Origin of the sequence: Streptomyces parvulus, assembly GCF_014648855.1 — a bacterium.
GTDB classification, from domain to species: domain Bacteria; phylum Actinomycetota; class Actinomycetes; order Streptomycetales; family Streptomycetaceae; genus Streptomyces; species Streptomyces parvulus.
Window position 1 is genome coordinate 133,035 of the sequence record NZ_BMRX01000013.1, and the last position, 15,125, is coordinate 148,159.

Annotated in this window: 16 protein-coding genes; 11 read left to right on the plus strand and 5 right to left on the minus strand. The window is 72.8% G+C overall.

Going from position 1 to position 15,125, the window contains the following annotated elements:
* Positions 1–17 precede the first annotated feature (17 nt).
* Both IE108_RS25670 and IE108_RS25675 read left to right on the plus strand, forming a co-directional pair.
* Positions 18–497, plus strand: a complete 480-nt coding sequence (locus IE108_RS25670) for a MarR family winged helix-turn-helix transcriptional regulator (RefSeq protein ID WP_064731048.1) — start codon at positions 18–20, stop codon at positions 495–497.
* A 74-nt stretch (positions 498–571) separates the two neighbouring features.
* Positions 572–1,645 carry an alkene reductase gene (locus IE108_RS25675; protein WP_064731047.1) on the plus strand — a complete coding sequence of 358 codons (1,074 nt, stop codon included), beginning with the start codon at positions 572–574 and terminating at the stop codon, positions 1,643–1,645.
* Between the two features lie 46 nt (positions 1,646–1,691).
* On the opposite strand, the gene IE108_RS25680 is transcribed toward IE108_RS25675, so the two are convergent.
* Together IE108_RS25680 and IE108_RS25685 are read right to left on the minus strand one after the other, a co-directional pair.
* Entirely contained in the window at positions 1,692–2,411 is a 720-nt protein-coding gene (locus IE108_RS25680) for a DUF4328 domain-containing protein (RefSeq protein WP_229852370.1), read from the minus strand.
* Positions 2,412–2,519: 108 nt separating this feature from the next.
* The gene (locus tag IE108_RS25685) at positions 2,520–3,233 is read right to left on the minus strand and encodes a S1 family peptidase (RefSeq protein WP_064731045.1); all 714 of its coding nucleotides are present in this window, start codon (positions 3,231–3,233) and stop codon (positions 2,520–2,522) included.
* Positions 3,234–3,440: 207 nt separating this feature from the next.
* Between IE108_RS25685 and IE108_RS25690 the strand changes: the two genes are divergently transcribed.
* From IE108_RS25690 to IE108_RS25705, 4 genes are read left to right on the plus strand one after another with little or no spacing between them, the layout of a single operon-like run.
* Positions 3,441–4,541 (plus strand): acyl-CoA dehydrogenase family protein, encoded by a 1,101-nt coding sequence (locus IE108_RS25690; protein WP_079163756.1) that lies wholly within the window; start codon positions 3,441–3,443, stop codon positions 4,539–4,541.
* Positions 4,538–5,293 carry a PIG-L deacetylase family protein gene (locus IE108_RS25695; RefSeq protein ID WP_064731044.1) on the plus strand — a complete coding sequence of 252 codons (756 nt, stop codon included), beginning with the start codon at positions 4,538–4,540 and terminating at the stop codon, positions 5,291–5,293. The genes IE108_RS25690 and IE108_RS25695 overlap by 4 nt, the downstream gene beginning before the upstream one ends.
* Complete coding sequence (locus tag IE108_RS25700) at positions 5,290–5,916, plus strand: class I SAM-dependent methyltransferase (RefSeq protein ID WP_064731043.1); 627 nt, start codon at positions 5,290–5,292, stop codon at positions 5,914–5,916. The genes IE108_RS25695 and IE108_RS25700 overlap by 4 nt, the downstream gene beginning before the upstream one ends.
* Positions 5,913–6,617, plus strand: a complete 705-nt coding sequence (locus IE108_RS25705; protein ID WP_064731042.1) for a glycosyltransferase family 2 protein — start codon at positions 5,913–5,915, stop codon at positions 6,615–6,617. The genes IE108_RS25700 and IE108_RS25705 overlap by 4 nt, the downstream gene beginning before the upstream one ends.
* Positions 6,618–6,638: 21 nt before the next feature.
* Here IE108_RS25705 and IE108_RS25710 read toward each other — a convergent pair whose 3' ends face one another.
* Both IE108_RS25710 and IE108_RS25715 read right to left on the minus strand, forming a co-directional pair.
* Entirely contained in the window at positions 6,639–7,646 is a 1,008-nt protein-coding gene (locus IE108_RS25710; RefSeq protein WP_308433806.1) for an AraC family transcriptional regulator, read from the minus strand.
* A gap of 92 nt (positions 7,647–7,738) precedes the next feature.
* Positions 7,739–8,539 carry an NADPH-dependent F420 reductase gene (locus tag IE108_RS25715; RefSeq protein WP_064731041.1) on the minus strand — a complete coding sequence of 267 codons (801 nt, stop codon included), beginning with the start codon at positions 8,537–8,539 and terminating at the stop codon, positions 7,739–7,741.
* A gap of 177 nt (positions 8,540–8,716) precedes the next feature.
* Here IE108_RS25715 and IE108_RS25720 point away from each other — a divergent pair, with 177 nt between their 5' ends.
* Both IE108_RS25720 and IE108_RS25725 read left to right on the plus strand, forming a co-directional pair.
* The gene (locus IE108_RS25720; RefSeq protein ID WP_064731040.1) at positions 8,717–9,574 is read left to right on the plus strand and encodes a helix-turn-helix domain-containing protein; all 858 of its coding nucleotides are present in this window, start codon (positions 8,717–8,719) and stop codon (positions 9,572–9,574) included.
* A 123-nt stretch (positions 9,575–9,697) separates the two neighbouring features.
* Positions 9,698–10,489, plus strand: a complete 792-nt coding sequence (locus IE108_RS25725) for an SDR family NAD(P)-dependent oxidoreductase (protein ID WP_229852376.1) — start codon at positions 9,698–9,700, stop codon at positions 10,487–10,489.
* Between the two features lie 68 nt (positions 10,490–10,557).
* On the opposite strand, the gene IE108_RS25730 is transcribed toward IE108_RS25725, so the two are convergent.
* A complete protein-coding gene (locus IE108_RS25730; RefSeq protein WP_064731038.1) occupies positions 10,558–11,130 on the minus strand; it encodes an antibiotic biosynthesis monooxygenase in 573 nt (190 codons plus the stop codon).
* Between the two features lie 73 nt (positions 11,131–11,203).
* Between IE108_RS25730 and IE108_RS25735 the strand changes: the two genes are divergently transcribed.
* The 3 genes from IE108_RS25735 to IE108_RS25745 are packed head-to-tail and all read left to right on the plus strand — an operon-like array spanning position 11,204 to position 14,988.
* The gene (locus IE108_RS25735) at positions 11,204–11,728 is read left to right on the plus strand and encodes a (2Fe-2S)-binding protein (RefSeq protein ID WP_064731037.1); all 525 of its coding nucleotides are present in this window, start codon (positions 11,204–11,206) and stop codon (positions 11,726–11,728) included.
* Between the two features lie 9 nt (positions 11,729–11,737).
* The gene (locus tag IE108_RS25740; protein WP_064731036.1) at positions 11,738–12,754 is read left to right on the plus strand and encodes an FAD binding domain-containing protein; all 1,017 of its coding nucleotides are present in this window, start codon (positions 11,738–11,740) and stop codon (positions 12,752–12,754) included.
* Positions 12,751–14,988 carry a xanthine dehydrogenase family protein molybdopterin-binding subunit gene (locus IE108_RS25745; RefSeq protein WP_064731035.1) on the plus strand — a complete coding sequence of 746 codons (2,238 nt, stop codon included), beginning with the start codon at positions 12,751–12,753 and terminating at the stop codon, positions 14,986–14,988. The genes IE108_RS25740 and IE108_RS25745 overlap by 4 nt, the downstream gene beginning before the upstream one ends.
* Positions 14,989–15,125: the final 137 nt, after the last annotated feature.

The window sequence follows — 15,125 nt, forward strand, 5'->3', positions numbered from 1 at the left end:
GCGACGAGGGACCAGCGATGTCAGACACCACCCCACCGGAACTGCCGGCCACCGCGAGCCAGGGCCCGCTGAGCTACGCCATCTTCCAGCTCGCCCGCGCCCACCGCGGCCTCGCCGCCGCGATGCTGCGCGCCATGAACCTCCACCCCGGGCAGGAACTGCTGCTGATGCGGCTCTTCGACCGGGACGGCCAGACCCAGGCGGAACTGCTGGAACACGTCGGCCTCGACCACTCCACCGTCTCCAAGGCCCTGCGCCGCATGCAGGAGGCGGGACTGCTCACCCGCACCCCCGCCCCTCACGACCGGCGGGCCATGGTGGTCCACCTCACGGACGCGGGCCGCGCCCTCAGGCAGCCCATCGCCGACATGTGGCGCGACCTGGAGGAGATCTCCGTACGCGACCTGACCGCGGATCAGGTCGCGGTCTTCACCGAGTGCGCGCACCTCGTCGAGCGGTCCGTCAGGGAACGCGACCGGCCCGCGTCCGCCGAGTAGGCGCGGCAGGCACCCCTGCCGCCGACGAGGCCCCCGACTCCCAACCCTTCACTCCACGACACCGAGGAACACCCATGACGAACGCATTCGCCCCGATCGAGGTGGCCGGACGGTCCCTCGCCAACCGCATCGTGATGGCGCCGATGACCCGCAGCAGGGCATACGGGCCCGGCGCCACCGCGACCGACCTGATGGCGGCCTACTACGGCCAGCGCGCGACCGCCGGCCTCGTCGTCAGCGAGGGAATCCAGCCCTCGCCGGTCGGCCAGGGCTACCCCGACACACCGGGGCTGCACTCGCCGGAACAGGTGCACGCGTGGCGCAAGGTCACCGACGCCGTCCACGCCGAGGGCGGTGTGATCTTCGCCCAGCTGATGCACACCGGACGTATCGGCCACCCAAGCCTGCTCCCCGCCGGCCTGCACCCCGTCGCGCCGTCGGCCGTCGCCGCCCGGGGACAGGTCTTCACCCACGAGGGGCCGATGGACTTCGTCACCCCGCGGGAACTGGACGCGGACGGCATCGCCCGCACCGTCGCCGACTTCGCCGACGCGGCACGCAACGCGATCACCGCGGGCTTCGACGGGGTGGAGATCCACGGCGCGAACGGCTATCTGATCCACCAGTTCCTCTCCCCCGGCGCCAACCGGCGTGCCGACGGCTGGGGTGTGGACGTGGCCGGCCGGGTCCGCTTCGGTCTGGAGGTCGCCGAGGCCGTGGCGGAGGCGATCGGCGGCCACCGCACCGGCTTCCGCATCTCCCCGGCCAACCCCTACAACGACATCGCCGAGCAGGACGCGGCGGACGTGGAGGACACCTACACCACGCTGGTGACCGGGCTCGGCGAGCTGAACCTGGCCTACCTGCACATGATCGAGAGCGCCGACCGGGAGCTGACCGGGCGCCTGCGCAAGACCTGGCCCGGCACGTTCGTCCTCAACCCGCACACCCACCCCCGGTCCACGGGCCCCGACGCGCTCGCCCTCGTCGAGGACGGGACCGCGGACATGATCGCCTTCGGGGCCCTGTTCCTGGCCAACCCGGACCTGCCCGCCCGGCTGGCGACGCGGGGCCCGTACAACACACCGGACCCGACCACCTTCTACGGCGGCGACCACCGGGGCTACACCGACTACCCGTCCCTCTGAGGGACCGTTCGGGCCGCTCCACCGGCTCGTCGGCGTCGCGGAGCCGTCAACGGCCCGGGGCCGCCGGTCCCGCGAGGGCCTTCTCGTGCTGCGCGGCGGTCAGCCGGCGCACGAAGAGGATGGCCAGCACCGCGGCCAGCATGTCGAACCCGGCACTGGCCGCGACCAGCCCCGCGGCGTCGCGGACGGCGTCGACGCCCTGTGCCGCGTCGTACGCCCTCGACGCGAACCGGTCGAAGACGAGGGCCCAGACCCAGGCGCCCCACCAGGCGTTGAGGAGTCCCCGGTGGCGCGGCACCCGGCTGCGGGGCTCGGGCTGCGCGGCCCACAGGATGTCGGCGGCGATGCCCCGCGGGATCCAGAGGTTCGCGATGGGGATGAACCAGCACGCGATCGCCCAGCCGGGAGACCTGCTCAGGGCGCCCGGCGCGAAGATCTCGGCGTTCTGGCGGAGCCGGTGGAACCAGACGATGAAGACCACGGCCGTCGCCAGCAGGGCGACGCCGTACAGGACGACCGATCCGGCCATCGCGTAGTCGGCCCTGCTCAACTCGCCCTCGTCCAGGGCGACCGTGTTGCCCGAGGCCATCCTGCCCATCAACGCCCGCATGTTGAGCGATGCGGTGACGATCAGCAGGTCGGCGACGATGACGACGCCGAGCAGCGCGGTGACGGCGTGCGAGAGGCCGATCGGCGAACGCAGCACACGGCCGGGCACGGGCGCGGGCAGGTGCTGACCGGGCATGGGTGTGGACGCGTGCGTCATGGCGGGCCCCCCGAAACGGTGTTGAGCGCGGCGGCCTGTCCCGAGGCCCGGCGCGGAGTGCCGCCGCTCCCCACGCGGTCAGCCTCGGGACTCTATCCCATCCCGGCGTCAGTAGATGCTGAGCCCGTACACCGACAGCCACTCGACCACCGGCTGGTAGTAGGTGACGCCTCCCGAGCCGCAGTTGCCGCTGCTGCCGACGATGATGCCGATCGCGGTGGTGCCGGAGAACGCCGGGCCGCCCATGTCTCCGGGTTCGGAGCAGACGTTGGACCGGAAGAGGCCGCTCACGCTGCCTCCGCCGTAGTTGACCGTGACGTTGACCGCCTGGACGGTGCCGCAGCGGTATCCGGTGGTGCGTCCGACGTGGCAGACCGACTGGCCGACGACGGGATGGGCCGCGGCGGTGATGTCGCGGGTGCCCGCCCCGGCCCCCAGGGAGACCTCGCCCGGGCGGGCGACCGTCGTGCCGGTGTACCGGACGGTGGCGTAGTCGTTGCCGGGGAAACTGATCCCCGTCGTGACCCCGACGGGGACGGTGAGGGCGGCGTCGGCGTACCAGGTGGTGCCGCCCGTCTGCGCGCACCGGCCGGACAGCAGCGCGAAGTCGGTCGATCCGGAACGGGCGTTGAAGCCGACGGTGCAGCGGGCACCGGCGCTGTAGAGGACGTCGCCGCCGCGCACCGCGAGGGCGGCCGTCGTCTCCCGGGGCGCGGCGTCCGCCGCGGGGCCGAGGAGGGCGGTCCAGCCGAGCAGCAGGGCCAGCAGGGCGACGGCGTGAACGGTGAGGTTCGAGGGGTGGTCGGAACGCGTACGAGCCACGGCGGCCTCCTATGTCATGTACTGGCCATTCTGAGGCTCGCGGAGCCGGCCGGTCAGGCCCAAAGCCGCCAACCGGACCGGCATCCGGCCCCTGCCGGGCGGGGGCCGTCCGCCTCCGTCGCCGGATCGCGCGGCGGCCGGGTGTGATCACGCACGTCATGGGCACTTAGGTGCACCCAGCACACGCAGAAGCAAGGAGCACCGCACATGCAGGACACAGCGCCTTCACCCGCCCGGCAGGCAGGGGCGGATGCCGCGCTCCCCTCCGGAACGGGGCCCGGTCCCGAGGGCAGAAGAGCGGCTGCCGGGTTCATCCGGTATGCCGACGCGCTGGCGGCCGGCGGCCGGGACTGCCCGCTTCCCGGCGGCGGCGCCACGGGGGCGCGGTTCGACGCGCTGCGCGAGGTGGCTCGCGATGATGTGGCGGTGGCCCGGCTGGTGGAGGGCCATGCCGATGCCGTGGCGATCCTGGCCGAATTGCGGGGGGAGCCCGTCGGGGACGGGCAGTACTGGGCGGTGTGGGCGGCCGAGCCGCCGGGTTCGGGTCTGACCGCCACGCGTACCGCCGGCGGCTGGGTGCTCGACGGGGTGAAGCAGTACTGCTCGGGCGCGCACACCTGCACCCATGCGCTGGTCACCGCGCGCGCCGACGACGGGCGGCGGCTGTTCGCGGTGCGCACCGGCACGGGCCCGGCGGGTGACGTCCGCGACGCGGTGCGGCCCGGGCCGGAAGGGGGATCCGGCTGCCTGCCGGTCCCCGGCACCTGGCCCGCGCTCGGTATGGCGGGCAGTGACAGCCCCGACGTCCGGTTCACCCGGGTCCCCGCCGTTCCGGTCGGTGAGGTCGAGGCGTACGTGCGCCGGCCCGGCTTCCACCACGGCGGCGTCGGCGTGGCCGCCTGCTGGCTCGGCGGGGCCGAGGCCGTGGCGCGGGTGCTCTTCGAGCGGGCCGGGCACCGCGCCGACCCCTTCACCGACGCCCACGCGGGCGCCGTCGACCTGCGCCTGTACGCCGCGCGGACGGTACTGCGCCGCGCCGCCGAGGAGATCGACGCCGATCCCCTGGACCGGGCCGGCACGGCAGCCCTGCGCGCCCTGCGGGCTCGTGCGCTCGTCGCCGACGCCTGCGCCGAGGTCCTGGAACGCGTGGGGCGCGCGACGGGGGCGGGGCCCCTGTGCCGCGACGAACGCCACGCCCGGGCCGCCGCCGACCTCACCGTCTACGTACGTCAGCACCACGCCGAGCGGGACTTGGCGGCGCTCGGTGAGCGCGTGGCCCGCGGCGACCGGAACGAGGCGGGCCGGTGACGGCCGAACGGTACGCCGATCCGATCCAGGCCCCGGGGACCGGCGAAGCGCGGTGGCAGGACTGGGACGGCTGGCGTCGCATGCCGCGTTGCCCGCTGCCCGCCTCGGGGCACGTCGTCGTGGTGGCCGCCCATCCCGATGACGAGGTGCTCGGCGCGGGCGGCGCCCTCGCGCTGCTGGCCTCGGCCGGAGTCGCGCTGACCGTGGTGTCCGTGACCGACGGCGAGGGCTCCCACCCGGGCAGCACCGTCATGTCCCCGCAGCGCCTCGCCGACGTGCGGGCCCGCGAGCTGCGCGACGCGCTCGACGAACTCGGCGCCGGGCAGGCCGAGATCGTCCGGCTGCGGCTCCCCGACACGGACGTGGCCGCCCACGAGGACGCCCTGGCAGCGGAGTTGACCCGGCGGCTGGCCGGGGCCGCGCTGTGTCTGGCGCCCTGGACCGGTGACGTGCACGGCGATCACGAGGCGGTGGGCCGCGCGGCACTGGCCGCGGCGCGGTCGGTGTCCGTCCCGTGCCGGCTCTACCCGGTGTGGCTGTGGCACTGGGCCGAACCCGGCGACCCGAGGGTGCCGTGGCGGAACGCGTCGCGCGTCGAGTTGACGCCGGCGGCCCGGGCCCGCAAACGCGCCGCGGTCCAGCACTTCACCACCCAGATCCGCCCCCTGGGGCCCGGCCCGCACGACGCCGCCGTGCTGCCTCCGGAGGAACTGGCCCACCACCTGCGCGGCTGGGAGGTGGTCTTCGCATGACCCGCCCGAAGACACCCGATGCCTACTTCGACGCCATGTACCGCGGCACCGAGGACCCCTGGGCGCTGGCCGAGCGATGGTACGAGCGGCGCAAGTACGACCTGACCGTCGCCGCCCTGCCGCGCCCGCGCTACCGGCGGGCCTTCGAGCCCGGCTGCTCGGTCGGCGAACTGACCCGCCGGCTGGCCGGACGCTGCGACGACCTCCTCGCCTGCGACCGGGTCGGCTCCGCGGTGGACACGGCCCGGCGCCGAACGCGTGACCTGGCCAACGTGGAGGTGCGGCGGATGCTGCTGCCCGAGGAGTGGCCGGAGGGCACGTTCGACCTGATCGTCCTGTCGGAACTGCTCTACTACCTCGACGGCACCACGTTCGACCGCCTTCTGGAGCGGACGCTGACGTCGCTGGAGCCGGGGGGCACCCTCGTCACCGTCCACTGGGACCATCCGGTGCCGGAGCACCTGACCACCGGCAGTGGTGTGGCCGAGCGCCTCGCCGAGCGGCCCGGCCTCGCTCTGCTGGCCGACCACCGCGAGGAGGACTTCGTCCTCCAGGTGCACCGCGGGCCCCGTCCGGACGGCAGGCCCGCACCCTCGGTCGCGGCCGGAGAGGGCCTGGTGTGAGTACGCGTGTGACGGTCGTCGTCCCCGCCCACGACGAGGAGACGCTGCTGCCCGGGGCCCTGGCGGCGGTCACCGCGGCGGCCCGACATCCCGACCTCGCCGGCGTCCCCGTGCGGACCGTGGTGGTGGCGGACGCCTGCCGCGACCGTACGGCGGTCCTCGCCCGCGCGGCCGGCGCCACGGTCCTGACCACCGACTGCCGCAACGCGGGGGCGGCCCGGCACGCGGGCGTGCGCCACGCCCTCGACCGCTGGGGCGGAAAACTCGACGACCACTGGATCGCCACCACCGACGCCGACAGCACCGTCCCGCCCGGCTGGCTGGCCCACCAGCTGGCCCAGGCCGAGGCGGGCTGGGAGGCCGTCGTCGGCACCGTGACCCTGCCGCCCGCGTCGCCGCTGGCGGCGCGGCACCGCGCCCTCTACGAGGCGACCCGGCCCGCCGGCGGCGTCGCCTGGCACCATCCGCATGTGCACGGAGCCAACCTGGGAGTCGCCGCGGCCGCGTACGTCGACGCCGGCGGCTTTCCCCCGCTGGCCACGGGCGAGGACCGCGCGCTCGTGGCAGCCCTGGAGCTACGTGGGCACCGGGTACTGCGCAGCGCACACGTCCCGGTGCTCACCTCGGCCCGGCTCGACGCCCGCGCACCCGACGGCTTCGGCGCCTTCCTCGCGTCGATGCCGCACCCCACCACGGCCTGAGCGAGTCGGGACGATGCCGAGTCACCGCGCCCCCGGTCGGGGCGCGGTCTCAGCGGCGCGCGCCTCGTCGCGGAAGTACCGGGGGGACGTCCCGACCACGCGTCTGAAGGCCGTGCTGAAGGCGCTCTCGGACTCGTAGCCGGTGGCGGCCGCCAGTTCGGAGATGGACCGGGTGTCACTGCGGAGGGCGTCCCGGGCCAGGCTCATCCGCCATTCGATCAGGTAGGTCAGCGGAGCCGTGCCGACCCTGGCCTTGAACGCGGCGGCGAACGCGGAGCGCGACATGTGGCCGACGGCGGCGAGTTCGTCGAGCGTCCAGCGCCGGCCGACGTCGGCGTGCATCGCGCGCAGTGCCGCCCCGATGCCGTCCTGGACCAGTGCGCCGAGCCAGCCGACGGGCCGTTCGGTCCCCTCGGCGTGGACGCGCAGCATGTGGACGAGGATGAGCCGCGCGAGATGCTCCAGGACGAGGGTTCGCCCGACGCCGGCGGACTCCATCTCGGCGACCGTGAGGGCGGACAGGTTGCCGAGGAGTGCGCCGCGCGGGTCGCCGGCGCGGACGAGCACGACGGGCGGAAGCACGTCGAAGAGCACCGAGGCGTTGGCTTCCTCGAAGACGAAGTCGATGCAGCAGACATAGGTGTCCTCGTCGGCTTCGCTTCCGAGGCGCACTTCGCCGTCGCTCGCGCTCTCCCGGAAGCCGACGGCCTGGTCCGGTGCCGGGTCGGGTGTGCCGGCCAGCGTGTAGGACGGCGGGTCGTTCAGCAGGAAGAAGTCCCCCTGGCGCAGCATCACGGGCTCGCACCCGTCGAGGGACATCCAGCACTCGCCGTCGAGGACGACACCCAGCTTCACGTGCGTGTGGGGATCGAATCGCACCGCCCAGGGCGCGGCGGCGTGCACCCGTGCCGGCACGACCTCCTGTGTGCGCAGCAGTCGCAGAACGTCGACGAGCGGATCACCGGCTCCGACAGTCGGAGCCTTGCTGGACGATGGGTAACTTTTTCGCGACTCCACGTTATTCATCATCCTGGCCCGCGCACCGTCGCCTCATCGCCCGCAGCGCGCCGGGGAGCCCCGGGAGGCGGCCTTGCCCCCCGGGCCTCCCCGCACGGTGGCCGTCACTTCTTGATGGTGTTGCCGCTCGCGAGGTCCATGAAGATGGCGACGTGGGCCGGGGGCATCGCCGCGAGCGTTCCCCCGGGGGGCGATGAGCGCTCGGCACTGTCGATCATCCGCCGGGCGGCCGCGGCCGAGACGGGTGGGACCGGCTGCTCGAGGTAGTGGCGCTTCTCCTCGTCTCCGGAGAGCCCGTCCGGGATCGCGGGCGCGTACGGCCAGAAGTAGATCGGAGCATTGGGCTCGATCCGCCAGCTCTCGGCCAGCGAACCGGCGTCGACCACGTCGTACCCGACCGTTTCCAGGAACTGGGTCACGGTCTTCTTGGCGGCCTCGTCGTCACCCGCGATCGGCATCGTCGTCCGTTCGGGGTCGCCCTTCGGGCGGGCGTTGGAGTACATGTGGTTCCAGTCGAGGTTGTGCAGCGCCTTGACGACGAAGGAGTCCTTGACGTGCCGCTGCACGAGTTCGCTGGAGGTGATCTCCCCGGTGTCGAGTTCGGCGTTGCGCCAGAACTCGGGGTAGTAGTTCGTCTGGTCGAGGACCACCTTCCCGGCGAGCTTGTCGGCGGGCAGGGTCTCGAAGGTCGCGAGCGGGAGGGGAAGCGCGACGATGTCGCCGGCCGCGATCGCCTCGTCGACGGTTCCGGCGCGCGCGAGCGGACCGAGCTCCCGGACCAGGTCCGCGATGGTCTCCGGGCCCCGCGAGTTGCTGAGGACCACCTCGTAGCCCGCGTCGACGGCCAGGCGGGCGATCGCTCCGCCCACCAGTCCGGAGCCGATGATCCCGATCGTTCGTGTCATTGCCGTAGGTCTCTCTCTTCGATGAGCGGCGGACGGCCGCCGCTCGGTGTCGGGCTGTGGTGGAACGTGCGTGCCACGAGTCGAGAGTCGGCCGGTCGAGGCGGGTGCACCAGGCGACGATGTCCCTGGTAACGGGAGTGCCACCCAGCTTCCGCGGCAGCGCCGCATACTGGGCCCATGAGCACGCACACCGAACTGGGCACCGCCTTGCGCGCCTGGCGCGGACGTATCGGCCCGGCCGACGTCGGTCTTTTGGCCGGGAGCAATCGCCGGGTTCCCGGCCTGCGACGTGAGGAGCTGGCCGTGCTGGCCGGTATCTCCGTCGACTACCTGGTGCAGCTCGAACAGGGCCGCGCCGCGAACCCGTCACCTCAGGTGCTCGGCGCCTTCGCGCACGCGCTGCGGTTGAACGCCGTGGACCGTGAGCTGCTCTACCGGCTGGCCGGTGCGGTGGTCCCGCCGTCCGGTTCCGTGCCGTGCGAGGTCCCGCCCGGTGTGCAGCGCATGATCGACCGGATGAGCGACACCCCGCTGGCCGTCTTCACGGCCGCATGGGACGTCGTGCAGTGGAATCCCCTCTGGGGCGAGCTGTTCGGCAGCCCCGCGGCGCTCGACCCCCGGGCGAACAACATGATCTGGGGCCACTTCGCCGCCCCGGCCCCGGCCCCGGTCGGGGCGTCACGCATCGAGCGGGACGCCGCGCATGCCGACGCCTTCGAGCGCATGATGGTGTCCGACCTGCGGCGCGCTGCCGACCGATACCCCGACGACCGCGCCGTCGGCGAGCTGATCGACGGCCTGCGCGAGGCGAACCCGCGCTTCGCCCACCTCTGGAACCGCTACGAGACCGTGCCGATGGGCCGCTCGCACAAGACGGTGATCCACGCCGAGCTGGGAGCGCTCGTCCTCGACTGCGACATCCTGACCATCGAACGCGCCGACCTGCACATCGTGCTCAACTGGGCCGCACCCGGGACCGGAGCCGCCGAGAAGCTCTCGCTCCTGCGCGAGCGCGTGGCCAACGCGGCACGCTGACAGTCGCTGGACGATGCGTAAAGTTCCGCAGACTTCGCATTATGGAATGCCCTTGGGGACTCCTGGAGAGTGGTGACATCCGCCCGGACGGACACGGGCGCCCACCACTTGAGGAGTCTTTCCATGTCACAGCCCATGTATCAGCCCATGTCACCGCCGCTTTCCGGTAAGACCGCCCTCGTGACCGGGGGTTCACGCGGTATCGGGCGCTCGATCGCCACGCGCCTCGCGCGGGAAGGCGCGACCGTGGCGCTCACCTACAACGCGAGCAGGCGCGGCGCCGAAGAGACGGTCGCGGCCGTCGAGAGGTCGGGAGGCAGTGCCTTCGCGCTGCACGCGGACCTCGTCGACGCGAAGTCGATTCCGGAGCTGTTCGAGCAGGCGGACAGGGAATTCCTCCGGCGCACGGGAAGCAACGCCCTCGACCTGCTGATCAACAACGCGGGCAACGCCGGCTGGGGTGGCCTCATGGACGCGACGCCCGACAGCTGGGACGAGATGTTCGCCGTCCACGCCCGTGCGCCCTTCTTCCTCGTGCAGTCGGCCCTCAGCCGCCTCGCGGACGGCGGGCGCGTCGTCAACATCTCCTCCGCCGCGGCCACGCGGCCGATGCGGGCCGTCCCCGTCTACTCGATGGCGAAGGCGAGCATCAACAACCTCACTCACGCGCTCGCCATGGAGTTGGGGCCGCGCGGCATCACGGTCAACGCCGTGGCCCCGGGCTGGACGCGAACCGATATGAACGCCGCGGTCCGCGAGAGCACCGACATGGTGACGGCGATCGAGGCGGACACCTCGCTGGGGCGCTTCGGTGAGGCTGCCGACATCGCGGCGGTGGTGGCGTTCCTGGCCTCCGAGGAGGGCCGCTGGGTGACGGCCCAGGTGATCGAGGCGAGCGGCGGCTACAAGCTCTGACCCGCCGCTGCCGCCACCCGCGGCGCGCGCGAGCATGCCGGCCCCTCCGGCGTCGCGACGACCGGGACCTACCGGCGTCCTCGGGAGTGCCGGTAGAGCCACGCCCGAAGGACCCGGCTCAGAAACGGCATGACGGCGTAGGTGAGCAGCGGAGCCAGCACGACGGGGAAGACCAGCGTGCGCGCCGCAAGCGGCCAGGCGTGGAAGAACTCGGCGACGAGCCCGTCGTAGAGCAGGGCGAAGGGGTACACGGCGAGGATCGTCACCAGGGACATCTTCCAGCGCGCCGGGGGGCGGGCCGGAGCGCCGGGGACGTTGAACCAGGTCTCCAGTCCCGTCGTGGTCAGCGCCGCGTGGGCGGGACGGCCGTACTCCTGGACCCGGTCCTGCCAGGCAGCGCGCTCGGGCGAGGTCATCCAGCGGTCCAGGCTGCGGGTGTCGGCGAAGCGGACCACGGCGTGGTAGCGGTGGCCGTCGCCCTCGGGTCTGAGCCAGGTGACGCCGAGGTGGCCCGGGAAGGCGGCGGCCGCCCCCTCCAGACCGTGGGCCCGCCGCTCGAACTCCCCTTCCCCGCCGGGCTGCACCTCCCAGGTGTACACCACGGTCACCGGCTCGGTGGATTCGGGTGAAGACGTACGCATACCCCGAATCTAACTTTTGCGCCACGAAACCGCGCGTAAGAGAATTGACGGGTGCTGTCCTTGGAGGTGTGAGATGTCCTCTCCCGGCCCAGCTCTGGCCCGCGGCGACACGACCCCGGCCGAACGGGGACCCGAGGCGGTTCGCGTCACCCTGTCGGTCAACGGCACGGAACACGAGATCCACATCGAACCGCGCGTCAGCCTCCTGGACGCGTTGCGGGAACGCCTGGATCTCACCGGCGCCAAGAAGGGCTGCGACCAGGGCACCTGTGGAGCGTGCACGGTGTGGGTGGACGGCCGGCGCGCACTTGCCTGCCTCACCCTGGCGGTGACCTGCGAAGGGCACGAGATCACGACGGTCGAGGGCCTGTCCGCGGACGCCGAACCCCACCCCCTGCAACGGGCCTTCATGGAGCAGGACGCCTTCCAGTGCGGCTACTGCACCCCCGGCCAGATCATGTCCGCGGCGGCGCTGCTCGACGAGGGGCACGCGCGCGACGACGCCGAGATCAAGGAGTGGATGAGCGGCAACATCTGCCGCTGCGCCGCCTACCCCAACATCCGGGCCGCGATCCGCGCCGTCCGCGACCAGACGTAGGGAGACCCCGTGCGGACCATCACCTACCTCCGCGCGACCGACACGGCCGGCGCGGTCGAAGCCGTCAGTTCGGACCCCACCAGCGACTACCTCGCCGGCGGCACCACCGAGGTCGATCTGCTCCGGCAGGAGGTACTGAACCCCCGTCGGCTCGTGGACATCAACGACCTCCCGTTGAACGGCATCGAGGGCACCCCCGAAGGCGGTCTGCGCATCGGCGCGCTGGCCCGCATGAGCGAGGTGGCGGCCCATCCCGTCGTGCGCGAGCGCTTCCCGGTGCTGGCGCAGGCACTGGAGTCGGGGGCGTCCCCGCAGTTGCGGAACATGGCGTCCATGGGCGGCAACCTGCTGCAACGCGTGCGGTGCTCGTACTTCCGTGACGCCGAGTCCCCGTGCAACAAGCGCGAACCGGGCACCGGCTGCTCCGCCCTCGCCGGATTCAGCCGCGGTCACGCCGTGCTCGGTACCAGCGAACACTGCATCGCCACCCATCCCTCGGACTTGGCCGTGGCCCTGGTGGCGCTGGACGCCCACGTACGCACCCTGGGCCCGAGGGGCGAACGGGCGTACCCGGCCGACGAGTTCTTCCTGCTTCCCGGCGATTCCCCCCACCGCGAACACCCGATGGAACACGGCGAGTTGATAACCGGGATCGAGGTGCCCGCCACTGACCCGGCGCGCCGTTCGCTCTACCTCAAGGTCCGCGACCGCGCGTCGTACGAGTTCGCGCTGGTCTCGGTGGCGGCGGCACTGTCCGTCGTGGACGGCTCCGTCGCGGACGTACGCCTGGCCCTCGGCGGTGTGGCCACCACACCGTGGCGGGCCCGCCGAGCGGAGGACTTCCTCGTCGGAGCGGCCGCCGACGCCGACGCCTTCGGCATGGCGGCCCGCGTGGAGATGGCCGACGCCCAACCCACCCCCATGAACGCCTTCAAGGTCGAACTCGCCCGGCGCACCATCGTCCGCGCCCTGCGCACGCTCACCGGCGGCAGGGAAGCCGACCCGGGAACCGGGAGCCCGACATGACCGCGACCATCCCGTCCGCCACGGGACTGCCTCTGGACCGCGTCGACGGCCACGCCAAGGTCAGCGGGCGCGCCCGCTACTCCACGGAGATCCCGATCCCGGACACGGCGTACGCGTACGTGGTCGGCTCCCGCATCGCCGCCGGACGAGTCGTCGCCATCGACGCGAGTGCCGCCCGGGCCGAGGAGGGCGTCCTGGCCGTCATCACGCACGAGACGCTGCCGAGGATCGCCGAGCAGCCCCCGCTCGTCCCGTCGCTCGGCGGCACGGCGGCGCCCGGCCAGACCTTCTTCCCCATGCAGGACGACACGGTGCACTACGCGGGCCAGCAGGTGGCGCTGGTCGTCGCGGACACCTACGAACAGGCCCAGCACGCGGCACATCTGGTGCGCGTCACGTACGAGGAGAGGCCGCCGGTCACCACCCTCGACCAGGGCCGCGACCTCGCCTACGAGCCCGAGCGGATCTTCGGGGGCTGGATACCGGGCCGCACGGAACGCGGGGACGCGGCGGCCGGACTGCGGGAGGCGGACGTCACGGTGGACGGCACGTACACGTACGCCGCCAACAACCACAACCCGCTGGAGGCGTCCTGCACCACGGCGGTGTGGGACGGCGACGACCTCCTGCTGTACGACGCCACCCAGGGCGTCAACGCCACCCGGATGACCGTCGCGCGGCTGCTCGGACTCCCCATGTCGCGGATCCGCGTCGTCAGCCACTACGTCGGCGGCAGCTTCGGGTCCAAGGCGATGATCCACGCCCACCCGACCCTGGCCGCGATGGCGGCACGCGCCGTCGGCAGGCCCGTGAAGCTCTTCCTGACCCGCGAGCAGATGTTCACGTCGGTCGGCCACCGCGAGGAGCAGGAACAGCAGCTGACGCTGGGCGCCACCCGCGAGGGCCGGCTGACCGCCGTACGGCACCTCAAGCTCTCACCGACGTCGCACTTCGACGACTGGGCGGAACCGTCGATCGGCACGTCCTCGCAGATCTACGCCTGCCCGAACTACGAAGGGGCCTACCGGCTCTTCCGGGCCAACACCATGACGCCCACCTTCATGCGCGCACCCGGCGAGGCCGGCGGCATGCACGCGCTGGAGTGCTCGATGGACGAACTCGCCCACGAACTCGGGCTGGACCCGATCGAGCTGAGGCTGCGCAACCACACCGAGGTGGACGCCATGACGGGCCACCCGTGGTCCAGCAGCGGCCTTCGGGAGTGCTACGCGCGCGGGGCCGACCGCTTCGGCTGGGCCGGACGCGACGCCCGGCCGGGCACGCGCAGGGAGGGCGACTGGCTGATCGGCACCGGCATGGCGACCGCCGCCTACCCGGTCGCTCCGTTGGCCAACCCGCAACGCGCCCGCGCCCGTCTCTACGCCGACGGCACCGCGGTCGTCCAGGCCGCCACCCCCGAGTTCGGCACCGGGGTCGCCACGGTCATGGCGCAGGTCGCGGCCGACGGCCTGGGCATCGGCGTGGACCGGTGCCGCTTCGAGAACGGCGACACCGATCTGCCCACCATCGCGGCCGCGGTGGGCTCGGCCGGGGCGGGCATGATCAGTGCCGCCGTGCACAGCGCGGCCACGGCCTTGCGCCGGCAGCTCGTCGACAGCGCCGTGCGGGACCCCGGCTCGCCCCTGCACGGCGCGGACCCCGTCCGGGTGAGCGTGCGGGACGGCGTCATGACCGCCGACGACGCCTCCGAGTCCTACGCCGACCTGCTGCGGCGCACGATGCGGCCGGACGCCGAGGCCGTCGGGCAGTGGAATCCGCCCCCGCACGACACCCCCTACGGGATGATGACCTTCGGCGCCCAGTTCGCCGAGGTCGCGGTGGACGCCGACCTGGGCGTCGTACGCGTACGGCGCATGACCGGGGCGTTCGCGCCCGGCCGGGTCCTCAACGCCAAGACGGCGCGCAGCCAGTTGATGGGCGGCATGCTCTGGGGGCTCGGCCAGGCCCTCCTGGAGGCCAACCACATGCACCCGGAGACGGGGCGCTGGGCCAACGCCGGCCTGGGGGAATACCTGGTTCCGGTGAACGCGGACGCGCCCGACGTCGACATCGAACTGATCGAGGTCGAGGACGACGTGGTCAACCCCCTGGGCGTCAAGGGTGTCGGTGAGATCGGTCAGGTCGGCGTGTCCGCCGCCATCGCCAACGCGGTGCACCACGCCACGGGGCGGCGGATCCGCACCCTGCCGATCACGATCGAGGACCTCCTCTGACGTGACGCGGTGCCCTCGGGAGCGCCCACTTCTCGCCCGCACCTGCTGACCTCGAACTTTGATTCGATTACCATCTGCCCCGTGCATGAGAACCCACCCGCTCGGCGACGCGGCCGCTCCCGCCGAGAGCAGCGACG

Coding starts and splice junctions, on each gene's coding strand:
- IE108_RS25720 (WP_064731040.1), top strand. CDS start 8,717: ATGAGCACGCACACCGAACTGGGCACCGCCTTGCGCGCCTGGCGCGGA.
- IE108_RS25715 (WP_064731041.1), bottom strand. CDS start 8,539: ATGACACGAACGATCGGGATCATCGGCTCCGGACTGGTGGGCGGAGCG.
- IE108_RS25670 (WP_064731048.1), top strand. CDS start 18: ATGTCAGACACCACCCCACCGGAACTGCCGGCCACCGCGAGCCAGGGC.
- IE108_RS25680 (WP_229852370.1), bottom strand. CDS start 2,411: ATGACGCACGCGTCCACACCCATGCCCGGTCAGCACCTGCCCGCGCCC.
- IE108_RS25675 (WP_064731047.1), top strand. CDS start 572: ATGACGAACGCATTCGCCCCGATCGAGGTGGCCGGACGGTCCCTCGCC.
- IE108_RS25745 (WP_064731035.1), top strand. CDS start 12,751: ATGACCGCGACCATCCCGTCCGCCACGGGACTGCCTCTGGACCGCGTC.
- IE108_RS25700 (WP_064731043.1), top strand. CDS start 5,290: ATGACCCGCCCGAAGACACCCGATGCCTACTTCGACGCCATGTACCGC.
- IE108_RS25690 (WP_079163756.1), top strand. CDS start 3,441: ATGCAGGACACAGCGCCTTCACCCGCCCGGCAGGCAGGGGCGGATGCC.
- IE108_RS25710 (WP_308433806.1), bottom strand. CDS start 7,646: ATGATGAATAACGTGGAGTCGCGAAAAAGTTACCCATCGTCCAGCAAG.
- IE108_RS25730 (WP_064731038.1), bottom strand. CDS start 11,130: ATGCGTACGTCTTCACCCGAATCCACCGAGCCGGTGACCGTGGTGTAC.
- IE108_RS25725 (WP_229852376.1), top strand. CDS start 9,698: ATGTCACAGCCCATGTATCAGCCCATGTCACCGCCGCTTTCCGGTAAG.
- IE108_RS25735 (WP_064731037.1), top strand. CDS start 11,204: ATGTCCTCTCCCGGCCCAGCTCTGGCCCGCGGCGACACGACCCCGGCC.